Here is a 14,451-nt window from a genome sequence, read left to right on the forward strand (position 1 = left end):
TTAGGAGCAATTGGAAACAGCAGCGCTGATTTTATTCCTATTTTCCTTGCTTACAAAGTTGCGCTTGGAGAAACAGTCATAATCATTGCTTCTGACTGCGTCCAATATGCCTCTATACACGCCAGCGGACAGTAAGAGCGGCATCTTGCTGTCATCGTCATAGAGATCTATGCTACTGTAGAAAAGGTCGTATAAAGATTCTGCGCGTTTGGCGAGTTTCTCCCATAGGTGAACAAAATTCTCATTAATGAAGCCATGTCTCAAATCCTCCGGGGTATATCGGAATCGCTCCATTTCTTCTTTGGGCAAATAGATCCGCTGCTTGGTATGGAAATCTTCGCCGATGTCGCGCAGGATATTCGTTATTTGCATCGCGGTTCCCAAATGAATCGCTGATGGACGCAAATCGGCAACAGCTTTTGAAGCCAGGACTGGCAGCAGCATCAAGCCTACTGAGCCAGCTACATAATAACTGTAGCTTTCAAGCTCACTTATGGTTTTCGGAATGGCAAAATTCATATCCATCCATTGCCCGGTCAGTTGATCGTAAAAGGGTTGGATGTCCATATCATATGTAGTAAAAACTTGCCTAAGCGCACGCCATAGTGGAAGATCCACTTCTGCATGATCCCTGAATAAATCGAGTTCTTTCTTTAATCGATGCAGAGACGCCAGCTTCTCAAGATGCGGTTGGCTTGAGTCTGCACAATCATCTGCCGTTCTGCAAAAAGCGTAAATGGCATAGACAGCATTTGCTTTTTCCACGGGGAGTTGTGAAAAAGCGTAGTAAAAGCTTTTGGAATGTTTCTTAATAATGGCTTCACAATAAGCAAAATCGGCTTGCATAGGCTCTGTATCCATATTGACCACCTCCCAACCCTGTGGGTACCCGATGGAAATCCCCTCCAACTCGATCTGAATCCCTTTAGAAAGGAGATTGTCCAAACATTCCACCAAATACGCCCGATTATGTTCAGGATAAATAGGACCGTCCCATTGCGTGAACTCGTTGGAGTGGTTAGCGTTATAAGGCTCGCATTGCTTGCCGCGATAAAGGGGATTCTCCCACAGTTTATCTACGGAAAATCCGCGTCTCTTCATTTCGGCCATCACCACAGCATGGTAAGAAAAAAGTCGTTCAGGCGCATACGCAAAAACATAATTCACCGTAGAATGAGACTTTCCCCACCCCTTTCCACGTAAAGCGCAGCACTCCCGATGCTGTCCAAGCAATTGTTGTCTCGGCAATAATGGAATCAGCGATTCGTGCCATAATCTCATCGTTAACTCCTAACCGGCACCAGGCGGTCGGTACCCCTAAGCTCTTGGATATTTGCAGCACCTATCCCAAACATGGCGATCCTTAACTCCAATTCGGCTTGTTCGAAAACAAGCGCCAGGCTTTCCTCAGATTCATGAGCCGCCTCAAGCAAACTGCGTCCGAAGCCAGCGAGATTCGCCCCCAGTGCCAACGCCTTGGATGCCTGCAGTCCGTTGGTTATGCCTCCGCTGCCAATCATAAAAATATCAGACAAGGCGGATCGAACCTCCTTAATGCTTTCGGCAGTTGGAATCCCCCACTGGGCAAATAGTTCCGCCGCCGCTTTTTTCATCGGGTCAGAGGAACGCAGCTTTTCTACCTGACTCCAAGAGGTACCTCCCGCACCTGCAACGTCAATATATTGCACGCCGGCATCAACCAGCAGTCGAGCTGTCTTCCCGTCGATTCCCCAGCCTACCTCTTTCACTCCGACCGGGACAGTCAACAATCGACACACTCTCTCTATATGTAACAATAATCCGTTAAAGTTTGTATTACCGCCGGTTTGAATAACTTCTTGAAGCGAATTCAAGTGAAGGACAAGGCCGTCCGCTTCTGCTATATCAACTGCGCGGCTGCATGTCTCCGCATTGAAGCCATAGTTAAGCTGCACCGCGCCAATATTGGCAATGATAGGGATATCCGGAGCCAGCTTCCGAACGCGGAAAGTCATCGCAGCTTCAACATTTTCTATTGCGGCTCTTAGCGATCCAAGCCCTAACGCCCATCCCTTGGCTTGGGCAACAACAGCCAGCCGACGGTTGATTTCACCTGCTCTGAGCGTCCCGCCGGTCATGGAACTGACGATAAATGGTACCCGTAATTTCCGTCCCAGAAATTGCGTAGATGTGTCAATTGCGGAATAGTCCAGTTCAGGAAGGGCATTATGGCGAAAGCGGTAACGGTCTAAGCCTGTTCCATCTCCTAATCCCTGAACATCTTCATGCAAGCAAATATCCAGATGTTCATCTTTTCGTTTGAGCGTGTCTGATTCTGTTTCTCTTTCATAGGTTTCAGGATCTGTTGTCATCTTACCCCCCCTGGAACGGCCCAATATGCTATACAATAATTATACATACCCTCATTAGGTCTGTCTATCTGTCTATCTGTCTATCATTGTTTTCCCCTAAATCACGGTCATGAACCACAATAACAAATGATATTTTTCGAGTAGTTTACAAAATCCAATCGCATTTGCTATATTATATCTAAACAAAAACTATACATACGCGTTCCGGACGCGAAGAGTGAATCACGGAAACGTTCAGCTAAGAATTGAGGTGAAGGATGAGGAATCGATTATTAAAGCATCGCGTTCCGCTAGCGATTTTTGCAGTTGGTTGCGCCTTAATTGGTATTTGCAGTACCTGGCCAACACTTTTGATTTACATCATCTTCTCTGCAGCAATCTTTGTGTACGATTACAAAAGTAAATTACAGATTGATCCAGACACTCTTAACGATAAGTCTTCCCCCAATTCTCAAACCGAATACCTTCAATCGGAGCTGTTCGGTAAGCTTTCGTCCATTATCCGGCACACGGATGCTGCGGTAGAGTCCATTGCCGGGAATGCCGCCGAGGTTGAGTCAAGAGCTGAAAATATCGCCGAGATCTCGTCCAAAATATTATTGGACTTGGAGACTCAAGTTTCACAAGCTCGTGAAACGTTGCAAAATTCCAATCAAGTGGAAGAGCAATTTGTCGATACCAAGATGGCAGTCCAAAGCAAGTTGCAAAAGACAGAACATTTAACGCAAATCATGTCCGAAGGCACGAATACGATTGATAAGCTGTTAAACGGCATTTATCGGATTGAAGGAGCATCTAGGCAAACACAGCAACAATTTAAAGAATTCAGCATTAGTTACTCATGAAATACGTAAACTTTCCGACCAATCCAAGAAGCTATCGTCAGAACTTGGCAATCTCACTCTACAACTCATGTCGCAATCCGAGAAGACAACTGCCGAGCTCGACAACCAACTGAAGGTTATTTCCGACAGCTCTCAAATGACTTCCTCTGTTAAACATGTACTATCCGAAATCGGTGAATCAGCAAACGAGGTTATGTCAATTGAAGCCAGTATGGAGCAACAGGTCAACGATTGGGAGCGTCTGTATGATCAATTATCCTCTAGATTCGAAGCGGTTACGCTCTTGTCAGAACAGATGGCTTCCAAGGTAGAGGGCTCATCGGAAGCAACGCAAATTCAGCTTGTAGCGATGATGGAGCTAACATCGCCTATTGATGTAATTAAGAGTTTGACCTCTCATTTCCATGAAGAATTCTCAATGTTAAATATTAGCCTCTGACCGCTAAGCTCATGTTGAGCGAGAAGCTTCCGAAGCTTTATTTATTCGTGTTGCCTGTGGCATTAATAGGAGCATATCTATTGTCATTCGGTCTGGAGCTCCTTTTATGCGTGTTCCTTATGAGGATTGGATAGGGTCCGGATGTTCATTCTTAACGTTCATCCCAGGGATGACCGGCATGCTGCTCTATTACCGCGGACTTCGCGAGACGAAAGCTTCATACGCCACAATCGCCGAGCTCTTCTTCCCGGCGACTGCCGTATTTCTTAACTGGGTATTTCTCGATAAGGCGATCACGCTTACCCAAATCTTCGGAGCGTTCATGATCTATGCTACCGTGCTGATTCTATCCTTTCCGTTTAAGCCTTCTGCTAGAACGCAAACCAGGCTCCGAACATCAGGTTCTGGAGGCTTTGATTAGGCAGTGCTTGCAGCTAATTGACGAACAATCACCGCATATAGCTGCAAATTCAGGCTAGATATGATATATTGATTTACTGGTTCCACTTAATAATTTGAAGCAGAGAATAGTGAGTGGAGGGCAAGAACGAGATGTATAGTATTAAAAAGGTTTCAGAATTATTAAATATTCCTGTAGTTACAGTGAGGGCGTGGGAAAAACGGTATCATATTATATCGCCTACTCGAACAGACGGGGGGCATCGCAGTTACAGCGATGCTGATATTGAGGTATTACAATGGCTGAAAAATGAGATGAACAACAAGCATATTAAAATAGGGGAAGCTGTTCGCATATTAAAACAAAGACAGAACTCAATTGCGAAGGGCGGGAAAGATACCTCGATAAACAAGTTTAGTTATCAAGATGACCTCATAGATAAACTTTACCAAAATCTAATAGAATTAGATGGAGAAAAGGCGAATGCACTTATTGATCTCGCCTTTTCATTGTTTCCCTTCGAAACGGTGTTTCATAATATATTAACTCCGGTACTTTGCCGAATAGGTGAACAGTGGGAGAATGGGATAGTAAACGTTGCACAAGAGCACTTCGCATCAGAACTGGTGCTCACAAGATTTCAACAGTTCTTTAGAATATTGCCTATTCGATTTTCCCATCCTAAAGCGATTGCTTTCTGCCCTGAAGGAGAACTACATCATATCGGTCTGATGTTGTTTTGTTTGTTTTTGCGCCACAAAGGTCTGGAGGTGATCTATTTCGGTCCCAATACACCTTATTCGGGACTTACGGATATTATTGAAATGAAAAAAATCTCGATTGTTGCCGTTTCTTTATCTAATCCGGCTCTTGTTGCAGAACTGAGTGCTTGGATTAAAATATGCCAGGAACAATTCCCCACGATCAAATTCGTACTTGGCGGGCGCAATTTAGGTTTATTTCCTCCTTCGTTATCGTCATATGTTATAACCGGAAATTATGACGACTGGGAGATTTGGTTTTCGTCAATAATCAATCATTCTGAAAATCTAACGTAGCGTATCCCGATGAGCAAGACACTGCATTGCGAGAGTGTAGTAAGGAGAAGATTATTTTGCGTATATCTATTTGTTTAGGCGAAATATGATCCAGGCCAAGTAAGTGGCAAAAGCTGTCCAAAGCATATAAGGGATTAACAAGACGGCTGCAAGAATTGAATACTCCCAAGTTCCTGCAACGAGCAGTAAAGACGTAAAAAATACGATAGACGTGTCAATTACCGACAGATCCAGTCTTTTCGCCTTAAATAAAAAGAAGCTGAAAGCTTGATTTGTGATGTAGTTTATAACCCACAACGAAATGAAAGTTGAATTTGTATTTTTTAGGCCGATTTTAAATTGGACAATAGCAAGCGACAATGAAATTAGGACATATAACCCCCCCCAGACAAGGCCTATGGTTTTACCTGAGGGAGCCCAATTCGGTTTTGTTAAGGCAGCGTACCATTTCCTGTCAACGGGAAACAAAATACCGGAAAGTGAAAATAACAAATAAACGAAAAGGAAAACGACCAGACTTAGAATCATTTGGCATGTCCACCTCCAAATAGTTTTACCTCTATGTGTATGCATTAAAAAAACAACCAAGAACCTTACCCTGGCCGTTTGTGTTGGAAGGACTAACCTTAGCTTTTGTGTTTTTGATTAACGTTACTCCTTGAACGCTCTCTTGAAGCGGATGAAACAAGGCTTGCATACTTGTTGAGTACGCCCCTGTCATACTTTAGCGGCGCCGCCGCGGGGCGGCCAGTTCGTCTTCCGATAGTGCCACTGCCAGTTCCCGGGGTCGCTATCGATCGTAATCATGTCACCGTCCCGCAAGCCAACAATCAGTTCGCGTGCCTGCCTCCGAAGACACAGCCCCGACTTTAGCTTCTGATCAAAAAATCTTCGGTTATATAGCGAGGTTAATGGATCTGTCACGGCATATTCTTTCAATTTCATTTCAAGTAACTTCTTCTCCGTAATGTCGACATGCCAAATAACAGCCCCTTCAAAACTATTGCGATCAACATTGCAAGGTGTAGCTTGCATATAAAACCATTTATTTGTTGTTGGAGTATGACAAGGGTATTCACAAGAAAAATAGTCCACTTTATTTGATAGTATTGAAGAAATACCACTATAAATCTCCTTTTCTTCTTTACAAGCCTCCAAGTAATTTGCGCCTACTCCACAGCGTTGAATATCTCCGCCATTGCTCAGGGCAGCGTTAATCCATGCTTGATTCGCAAATACTATGTTTCCGAATTTATCAATCAAGCACAGCTGATCGCGGAGAGAGTCCAAGATGACTGTCGGCTGCGCCAAGCTGTTCATCCGCGAGCTGGAGGCCGACAGCGTGCCGATGTGGATTTCCGGCTGCCGACGAAGGAAGGCGAGCCGCGCGATACGTCGGCCGGTTCTATCGCCGCGGCCGGCTTGCTGAAGCTGGCGGAGCCGGATGATGCGGCTCTGTTCCGCGCCGCGGCGAAGCGCATCGTCGGCAGCTTGTTTGCGCATTACGCCACCGTCGGCTCGCCGGAGGAGCAAGGGCTGCTGCGCGAAGCGGCAGGCTTCCGGTCGCGCCATGTGGAAGTGAACGTGTATTTCGCGAAGCGGTCGCACGGTGAGCGCAGCTGCAGTGCGAATGTAGGCGCGCCAAGCACTCACGTGCAGTTGTGCATGGCTTCCGTTCAGTTGGTCAACAATCCCGAAACACAGCCTTGCGCTTCTCCAGGAATGCCTTAATGCCTTCTTTGGCGTCCCCGGACAGGAACAGATCGGCAAAATAGTTTGCTTCCAGCGCCAGTCCTTCACCGACCGACAGCTTCATGCCCTTCAGGACGGCATCCATGGCCGCCTGCACCGGTACCGCGCTTCGCTCCAGGGCAATCGTTTCCGCCATCTCGATGGCCCTGGGCATCACTTCCCTTGCCGGACAGGAACGATTGACCAAGCCAACCCGCTCCGCCTCCTTCCCGTCTATGGATTCCCCGGTTAAAGTGAGCTCCAGAGCTTTGGCTTGATCGGTCAATTTCGAGAGCCGCTGCGTGCCGCCGTATCCCGGGATAATACCCAATTTGATTTCCGGCAATCCGAGCATCGCTTCATCCGCGGCGATTCGTATGTGGCAGCTCATCGCTAGCTCAAGCCCGCCGCCAAGACATGCGCCATTGATAGCGGCGATCACCGGTTTTGTCAAATTCTCGATCTTGTCGCAAAGACGTTGGCCCTCTTCCGAGGTTTTCAAAGCTTTACGTCGATCATCGAGCAGCTCAACCAGTTCGTTCAAATCCGCTCCGGCGACGAAGCATTTGCCTTCTCCAGTTATCACAACCGCTTTAATTTCGGGGTTTGCGGCGACGGCATCCAACGTTTGGCTCAATTCCGAGATCACGAGACGGCTCAATGCATTCACCGGGGGGCGATCGATCGTAATGCAGGCGACCTTCTTCTCCACCTTCACGCGCAATGCGGTTGGCACCATATGCAGCCCCTCCTCAAATACCATATTATCCCATCACCTACAAGCCTCGATTATGATGGCGATGCCTTGCCCGCCTCCGATGCAGAGGGAAACGACGCCGTACCTCAATCTTCGTCTCACAAGCTCCATGGCGAGGGACAGCAGCAGTCTGGCGCCGCTTGCTCCAACCGGATGTCCCAGCGCAATCGCACCTCCGTGAACATTCGTTTTCCCCCGGTCCAGCCCGAGTATCTTCTCCACGGATAAATATTGGGCGGCGAACGCTTCGTTCACTTCGAACAGATCGATCTCATGAAGCGCCAAATTTGCCTTGGCAAGCGCGGAAGGAATCGCCGTCGCCGGACCGATGCCCATCAGGGAGGGCTCGACACCGGTAACCGCCCAGGACACGATGCGAGCCAGCGGCTTGCTGTTGTGTCCGGCAACGAATGAACCGCCGGCAACGACGAGCGCTGCGGCGCCGTCGTTAATACCGCTGGCATTGCCCGAGGTTACGGTGCCCTCCGTCTTGAATGCCGGTCGGAGCGCGCCTAACGCTTCCCGACTCGCATCTTCGCGAATATGCTCATCCGCATCAACGAGCACTTTTCCTTTTTTGCCCATCGATTCAACGGAAACGATTTCGTCGGCGAAGATACCGTTGCGTCTTGCCGCAGCGGCTCTTTGATGGCTCAACCAAGCCACTTCATCCTGTTCCTCGCGGGAAATGCGATACGCTTCGGCCAGATTCTCCGCCGTTATCCCCATGGCCGAACCGCAGCGCTCGTCGGTCAATGTCGCCTGCAGCATGTCGTCCAGCTTCGGACTTCCCATCCTTGCGCCGAATCGCGCTCCGCGCAGGACATAGGGAGCCATGCTCATATTCTCGGTTCCGCAAGCCAGACCGACTTTGCCCTCCCCGAGCATAATAGACTGTGCAGCCGATATTGCCGCTTGCAGGCCCGATCCGCACAAGCGGTTTACCGTTAGCGCCGTGCTTGCGACCGGAAGTCCGGCCTCCAGAGCGATATGTCTGCTGATGTAAGCGGCATTGGCGGACGTATGAATCACATTGCCCACGACCGCAAGATCGACTTCACCGGGCTCCACACCGCTCCGTCTGATCGCTTCCCTGCTTGCGACGGCTCCGAGCTTCGCCGCGCCGACATCCTTCAAAGCGCCGCCGAAGGAACCGAACGGGGTCCTCGCGCCTCCGAGAATATAGATTTCCTCCATGACGACGTCCTCCCTGTCTTCTGTCTCCCTGCATCACACCGAATTATGTTTGTTGAACCGAGTCCCTCAACAGGCTTTTCAGCACTTTGCCTCCCGGATTCCGCGGCAATTCCGAACGGACTTCCACCATCCGGGGGACTTTGTAATCCGCCAGATGCAGCCTGACAAATGCCTGAATCGCCGCGGCTTCGATTGCGCTTCCCGGTTTCGGCACGATGACGGCCTTCACCGATTCGCCGAACACACGGTCGGGTATGCCAATGACAGCCGCCTCCAGCACGTCGGGATGACGAAGCAATATATTTTCCACCTCGATGGAATATATTTTCTCCCCGCCCCGGTTGATCATATCCTTGGCCCGATCCAGAATACAGATGAACCCTTGCTCGTCCATCATCGCGATATCGCCCGAGCGCCAGTAGTCTCCTTCGAAGGATGTCTCGTTGGCGTCCTTGTTGTCCCAGTATCCTTGCACGACATTGGGTCCTTTGATCAGCAGTTCTCCCTCCTGCAAGGGTCCGCAAATTTCTCCGTCATGATTGACAATCTTCACTTCGATGACGGGAATCGGCAAGCCGACGGACAGCAGCTTCCGTTCCTGATATCCCGCAGGCATGACGGTTGCAGGCGATGTCGTTTCCGTCGCGCCGTATGCGTTGTACAGCTGAACGCCGGGAAATGTCCGCTTCAGCTGCTCGATCGTTTGCGGCGACATCGCCGCGCCGCCGTAAGCCAGAATGCGGACTGCATCATAGCGGAATCGCGCGAAGGACTCGTCGCACAGCATCATCGTGTACACAGCGGGAACATTGAAGGTAAACGTGATCCGCGCTTCCGACAATACCCGGACGAACTCGGCCGCACGGAATCTGCGGACGAGGACGCTGGCGCCGCCGATGTATACCATATGGAGCATTTGCCCGACGAGGCCTGTAACGTGAAACAGCGGCACGGCGTTAAGCGATCGGTCCGCTTCCGTCGTCCTCATAATGCGATGGTAGCTGATTACGGCATGAATGACTCCCGCATGACTCCCGACAGCCCCCTTGGGCAGCCCGGTCGTTCCGGAAGTGTACATGATATACAGCGGCTCCCCTTCTCCGATATCCACTGCCGGAGCAGGTTCGGCCGACGCACACAAGCTTTCGAAGGAGACAAACCCTTGCCGCTCCCCGCCCACCAGAAAGGCTACGGGTGCCTGTCCGAAATCCTCCACCTTCGCCGCAAATTCCGTATCCGCAACGACCGCACTGCTTCCGGATTGTTCCAGCATAAATTGGAGTTCCCCGGACGTGAGCCGGGTATTCAGCAGAACGGAGATCGCGCCAATACGCGAGCAGGCAAAGAAGATAAGCGCGTATTCGATGCAATTGCCCAGCAATACAGCCACGCGATCGCCCTTTCTGATCCCGTAATCCCGGTAAAGCCGGCTTGCGATATGCTCGACGAAACCATGCATCTCCTTATAGGTTATGCTCCTGTTGTCCATAACCAGCGCTTCCCTCTCGGGAAATCGGGAAACGGTGCGCCGCAGAAGCACATTCACATTCGCGGGGCGCCCGGCATACGCCAGCACATCCCGCTCGAACAGACGTTCCCTGCCGATCCCCGCGGTCTCCGCTTCGCTCCACATGGGATGTCCTCCTACTGATAGGAATAAAAGCCCATCTTCGACTTCCTGCCCAGCATGCCGCCCCTGACCATCCGCTTCAACAACGGCGCCGGCCGGTATTTGCTATCGGCAAATTCCCGATAAAGCGTTTCCATGACATGCAAAACTACATCCAGGCCGATCAGATCGGCCAAGGCCAAAGGCCCCATCGGATGATTGGCACCGAGCCTCATAGCCTCGTCGATATCTTCAGCCGACGCGACCCCCTCCATGTAGACGAAAATCGCTTCATTGAGCATCGGCACGAGCATCCGGTTGACGACGAATCCAGGGGCCTCCTTGACCTCGACGGGTTTTTTGCCGATCGAGAGAACGAATTGCTTGCTGGTCTCCACAATATCGCTTCGCGTATGAATGCCCTTCACGATTTCCACCAAATTCATGACGCCCGGCGGATTGAAGAAATGAATGCCGATGACCTGGTCGGGACATTGCACGGACGAGGCAATCTGGCTGATTCCAAGCGACGAGGTATTGCTGGCCAATACCGTTTGGACCGTCGACAGCGCCTCCATCTGCCGGAACACCTGTTGCTTGACTTCCATATTTTCCGCAACCGCCTCGATCATGATGTCGAACGGTTCCTCGGGCCAATGCGACACCGCCCGAATGCCGCTTACCAGTTGCGCTTTCTCCATTTCCCCGAGCTTCCCTTGGTCAACCAGCTTGTCGAATTGCTCGCGAATGGCAGCCATGCTCTTGCTCGCCTGCTCCGCGGAGCTGTCCATGATCGTGACGTCATGCCGATGCTGAGCGACGACCCGGGCAATCCCCGTCCCCATCGTTCCCGCGCCTGCAACCAACACTTTTGCCATATTACTCCTTTCCTTACCCGCTTTATTGGGCCAGCCAACCGCCATCGACATGCAAAATATGACCCGTCACATAGGTCGAAGCGGTGGAAGCCAGGAATACAATTGGACCCGCAAGCTCGGATACGTCTCCCACTCTTCCCAGCAGCGTACGGCCGACAATCTCTTGATAGCGGACGGGATCCTCCAGCCACATCTCCGTCATCGGCGTCCTGATATAGGCCGGAGCAATCGCGTTGACGTTGATATTGAAGCGCGCCAGCTCTGCCGCCCATACCTTCGTCAACTGGTTGATGCCGCCCTTGGAAGCGGCATAGCTCGTTTGATGCGGCATGCCGATGCTGCCCAGGACCGAAGAAACATTGATGATGCGCCCCGATTTTTGCACCATCATGCGCTTGGCCACCGATTGTCCCACCAGAAAGACACCCTTCAGGTTCGTCGACAAGACGGCATCCCAATCGTTCTCCTCCACCTCCGGAAGAGGCTTGCGGATGTTCATCCCGGCATTGTTGACCAGAATGTCGATCCGTCCGTAACGCTGCGCCACGGCGCCGACCATCCCGTCGACTTGCGCTTTATGGGCCACATCCGCCCGGAAGAAGTCGGCTTCTCCGCCTAGTTCGCCGATTTGCCGAACCGCCTCCCGTCCATCCGTTTCATTCCTTCCCGCAATCGCCACCTTCGCGCCGGCATGCGCCAACGCCAGGGCCATTCCCAGACCGATCCCCTTGCTTCCCCCGGTTACAAGCGCGACGCTTCCCTGCAAATCGAACAGCGACGCGTTCATCCCGTATGCCCTCCCGAAGCCGAAGGTATTTCGGCTCCTTCCACGATGCTGCGGGCCAACTGCTTCTTCCCATTCCAATCGATCGAACGCTGCACCACTACCCGCTGCGCCTGCGGAGATCCCGCGCCATGCATGCATTCCACGATGGGCGTCGCCCCGGTCATATTCTCGATCAGACGCCCCAGCTTGATGCGTTCTACCGGATCGACCGACTCGCCTGTCTTGTAGAACTTCCGGATGTAGGCGGCAACTCTTGGATTATCCAGTTCTTGCTCGGAAGGGATCGTCGCGATGAAGCCGCCGGCGACATCCTGCGCCAGGCGGGTGACCTCCGGATAATAACGCGCCGTATTGTATTTGGATGTATTGGCAATGATCGGGTCGACGAAAGCGACGCCCGACTCCAGTATCGAGCAATGGTAAGAGCAGGCCAGCGCGCCGCTGTACATCGTTTCCACCAGATGGGCCATCTCGGCCAGCTTATCCCTAACGTGTCCGGCCTTCAGCACACCGTGCATCTCGGAAACCGAGGTGCTGGCGCCGATCAGGACATCCAGATTGCCGGCCTTGCACGCCCCGTAGTTTTGCCGGTGGTACGAGGCGAACCGGTCGACCAGTACGCCGGAAAACTCCGTTTCCCCGCACATGAATACACGCTCCCACGGAACGAACACATCCTCGAATATGATCAGCGCTTCTCCGCCGACGACGCCATAAGCCGGATTGCCCTGATCCAGCTTCCCTTCCCACTTCCGGCTGTCGTTCACCTGTCTGCCGAAGACATACACGATTCCGGGCGCATCTGCCGGCACAGCGAACGAAACGGCGTATTCCCGCTCCTCAGACGACATCCCCGTTCCCGGCATGACCAATATTTGATGGGAGTTGACCGCTCCCGTCTGATGCATCTTGGCTCCGCGCACGACAATTCCTTTCTCGTCCTTGCCGACCACTCTGACGTACAGATCGGGATCGTGCTGCTGGGACGGACGCTTGGAACGGTCTCCCTTGGGGTCTGTCATCGCACCGACGGTCATATAGTCGCGATCCTGGGTGTCGATCAGAAAGGCTCGAAATCTGTCATGGTACCGGGTCGCCAGCTTGCGATCCATATCCCACGTGATCGTGTACAGCGTGATGAGCGCATCCATCCCGACGCAGCGCTGGAAGCAGGTGCCCGTTATTTGTCCGGCGACCCGCAGCATCTGCGCCTTCTTCACCAGATCCTCCTGATTCTGAGGAATGTGGGTCCAGCGATTGATCGGCCTTCCCGTCAGGTGGGACCGGGCTTCCCCCAGGTGCACAAACTCCGGATCGGTACCCAGCCTGTAGGTCACGGATGCGGCATGGATATGCGGACGAATCGCGGGATGATCGACGATGTTCTCCACGCGATTGCCCATGAAATAAACTTCCTTCTTCAGTGATCGCAGGCTATCCATATATTGCTCCGGCGTCATCATGGGAACTTCCTCCCTTCCTGCTCCGGCAACACCGTTCTGGCAATCGTGGCATCCAGCGCTTCATAGTCGTCATACCGAATCGTATCGTACAGCTGTTCCCGCGTCTGCATCTCCTCAAGGCAAGCGAGCTGGGTCCCCTTCTCGAAGATCTCCCGGAATACATGCTCGACTGCGCGGGCGGCAACGCGCAACGAACTGACCGGGTAGATCACCATGCGGTACCCCCAGGCTTCGAATTGCTTGGCGGTAAAATAGGGGGTTCTGCCGAATTCCGTCATATTGGCCAGCAGCGGCGACTCGATCTGTCTGCCGAAGCGGACGAACTCCTCCTCGGTGACGAGCGCCTCCGGAAATATGCCGTCCGCTCCGGCCTCCGCATATATGGCCGCTCTCTCCATGGCGGCCTCGATTCCTTCGACCCCTCTGGCATCGGTGCGGGCAATAACAATCAACGAGGGCGCGGCCATCTTGATCGCCCGGATCTTCTGCGCCATTTCTGCGGCAGGAATCAACTTCTTGCCGTTCAGATGCCCGCACTTTTTGGGAAGCTCCTGATCCTCGATTTGCACCGCAGCGACTTTCGCCTCGACCATTTCCCTCGCCGTGCGGGCAACGTTCAGCACGCCTCCGTAGCCGGTATCGATATCCACGAGCAGCGGGAGCTGTGTCGCGCGAATCAAGTCGCGGGCGCGGCGAACCATTTCCTCCGAATACACGATGCCAAGATCGGGAAGTCCGCGGCTGGCCGTGTAGGCAGCTCCGGATAAATACAGCGCTTCAAACCCCGTGCGTTTGGCGATGCGAGCGGACAACCCGTCGTGCGCGCCGGGAATTTTCACTATTTCCGGCGCGTGGATACGCTTCAGAAATTGTTGGGACAGCTCCAACTGGGACTTTTCTTCCTCTGCAAGCCATGCCATGCGCTACACCTCCTTC

16 protein-coding genes and 1 pseudogene are annotated in these 14,451 nt (G+C 52.1%); 5 read left to right on the forward strand and 12 right to left on the reverse strand.

All coding sequences use genetic code 11. The features are described 5' to 3' along the window. The 3 genes and pseudogenes from EXY20_RS05215 to fni all read right to left on the reverse strand — a co-directional run bounded on the left by EXY20_RS05215 (nucleotide 1) and on the right by fni (nucleotide 2,351). Entirely contained in the window at nucleotides 1-861 is an 861-nt protein-coding gene (locus EXY20_RS05215) for a phytoene/squalene synthase family protein (protein WP_135548463.1), read from the reverse strand. A 48-nt stretch (nucleotides 862-909) separates the two neighbouring features. Continuing rightward, nucleotides 910-1,281 (reverse strand): annotated as a pseudogene (locus EXY20_RS05220) (TIGR02328 family protein); the annotation flags it as partial. A gap of 2 nt (nucleotides 1,282-1,283) precedes the next feature. Further along, nucleotides 1,284-2,351 carry a type 2 isopentenyl-diphosphate Delta-isomerase gene (fni, locus tag EXY20_RS05225; RefSeq protein ID WP_135548357.1) on the reverse strand — a complete coding sequence of 356 codons (1,068 nt, stop codon included), beginning with the start codon at nucleotides 2,349-2,351 and terminating at the stop codon, nucleotides 1,284-1,286. A 257-nt stretch (nucleotides 2,352-2,608) separates the two neighbouring features. Here fni and EXY20_RS05230 point away from each other — a divergent pair, with 257 nt between their 5' ends. The 4 genes from EXY20_RS05230 to EXY20_RS05240 all read left to right on the forward strand — a co-directional run bounded on the left by EXY20_RS05230 (nucleotide 2,609) and on the right by EXY20_RS05240 (nucleotide 5,093). Then, a complete protein-coding gene (locus EXY20_RS05230) occupies nucleotides 2,609-3,196 on the forward strand; it encodes a hypothetical protein (RefSeq protein ID WP_135548359.1) in 588 nt (195 codons plus the stop codon). 193 nt (nucleotides 3,197-3,389) lie between these two features. Beyond that, nucleotides 3,390-3,635: a hypothetical protein gene (locus EXY20_RS38795; protein WP_167859000.1), complete on the forward strand. Its 246-nt coding sequence runs from the start codon at nucleotides 3,390-3,392 to the stop codon at nucleotides 3,633-3,635. A gap of 43 nt (nucleotides 3,636-3,678) precedes the next feature. Further along, complete coding sequence (locus EXY20_RS05235) at nucleotides 3,679-4,056, forward strand: DMT family transporter (RefSeq protein ID WP_135548361.1); 378 nt, start codon at nucleotides 3,679-3,681, stop codon at nucleotides 4,054-4,056. 131 nt (nucleotides 4,057-4,187) lie between these two features. After that, entirely contained in the window at nucleotides 4,188-5,093 is a 906-nt protein-coding gene (locus EXY20_RS05240) for a MerR family transcriptional regulator (RefSeq protein WP_135548363.1), read from the forward strand. 66 nt (nucleotides 5,094-5,159) lie between these two features. On the opposite strand, the gene EXY20_RS05245 is transcribed toward EXY20_RS05240, so the two are convergent. After that, nucleotides 5,160-5,666: a TspO/MBR family protein gene (locus EXY20_RS05245; protein WP_407944893.1), complete on the reverse strand. Its 507-nt coding sequence runs from the start codon at nucleotides 5,664-5,666 to the stop codon at nucleotides 5,160-5,162. A gap of 144 nt (nucleotides 5,667-5,810) precedes the next feature. Then, nucleotides 5,811-6,404 carry a sensor domain-containing diguanylate cyclase gene (locus EXY20_RS05250; RefSeq protein WP_135548367.1) on the reverse strand — a complete coding sequence of 198 codons (594 nt, stop codon included), beginning with the start codon at nucleotides 6,402-6,404 and terminating at the stop codon, nucleotides 5,811-5,813. Between the two features lie 39 nt (nucleotides 6,405-6,443). Here EXY20_RS05250 and EXY20_RS05255 point away from each other — a divergent pair, with 39 nt between their 5' ends. Continuing rightward, nucleotides 6,444-6,824: a hypothetical protein gene (locus EXY20_RS05255; RefSeq protein WP_135548369.1), complete on the forward strand. Its 381-nt coding sequence runs from the start codon at nucleotides 6,444-6,446 to the stop codon at nucleotides 6,822-6,824. Here the strand turns inward: EXY20_RS05255 and EXY20_RS05260 are convergent. From EXY20_RS05260 to prpB, 7 genes are read right to left on the reverse strand one after another with little or no spacing between them, the layout of a single operon-like run. Continuing rightward, nucleotides 6,778-7,563, reverse strand: a complete 786-nt coding sequence (locus EXY20_RS05260) for an enoyl-CoA hydratase-related protein (protein WP_135548371.1) — start codon at nucleotides 7,561-7,563, stop codon at nucleotides 6,778-6,780. The genes EXY20_RS05255 and EXY20_RS05260 overlap by 47 nt on opposite strands. Nucleotides 7,564-7,596: 33 nt before the next feature. Next, a complete protein-coding gene (locus EXY20_RS05265; protein ID WP_135548373.1) occupies nucleotides 7,597-8,778 on the reverse strand; it encodes an acetyl-CoA C-acyltransferase in 1,182 nt (393 codons plus the stop codon). Between the two features lie 43 nt (nucleotides 8,779-8,821). Then, complete coding sequence (locus EXY20_RS05270) at nucleotides 8,822-10,411, reverse strand: class I adenylate-forming enzyme family protein (protein WP_135548375.1); 1,590 nt, start codon at nucleotides 10,409-10,411, stop codon at nucleotides 8,822-8,824. Nucleotides 10,412-10,422: 11 nt separating this feature from the next. Then, nucleotides 10,423-11,265: a 3-hydroxyacyl-CoA dehydrogenase family protein gene (locus tag EXY20_RS05275; protein WP_135548377.1), complete on the reverse strand. Its 843-nt coding sequence runs from the start codon at nucleotides 11,263-11,265 to the stop codon at nucleotides 10,423-10,425. A 22-nt stretch (nucleotides 11,266-11,287) separates the two neighbouring features. Further along, complete coding sequence (locus EXY20_RS05280) at nucleotides 11,288-12,052, reverse strand: SDR family NAD(P)-dependent oxidoreductase (RefSeq protein WP_135548379.1); 765 nt, start codon at nucleotides 12,050-12,052, stop codon at nucleotides 11,288-11,290. Continuing rightward, the gene (locus EXY20_RS05285) at nucleotides 12,049-13,515 is read right to left on the reverse strand and encodes a 4-hydroxyphenylacetate 3-hydroxylase family protein (RefSeq protein WP_135548381.1); all 1,467 of its coding nucleotides are present in this window, start codon (nucleotides 13,513-13,515) and stop codon (nucleotides 12,049-12,051) included. Before EXY20_RS05285 ends, EXY20_RS05280 begins: the two co-directional genes overlap by 4 nt. Next, a complete protein-coding gene (gene prpB / locus EXY20_RS05290; protein WP_135548382.1) occupies nucleotides 13,512-14,435 on the reverse strand; it encodes a methylisocitrate lyase in 924 nt (307 codons plus the stop codon). The genes EXY20_RS05285 and prpB overlap by 4 nt, the downstream gene beginning before the upstream one ends. Nucleotides 14,436-14,451 lie beyond the last annotated feature (16 nt).

Origin of the sequence: Paenibacillus cymbidii (assembly GCF_004764705.1) — a bacterium.
GTDB lineage: Bacteria > Bacillota > Bacilli > Paenibacillales > NBRC-103111 > Paenibacillus_AN > Paenibacillus_AN cymbidii.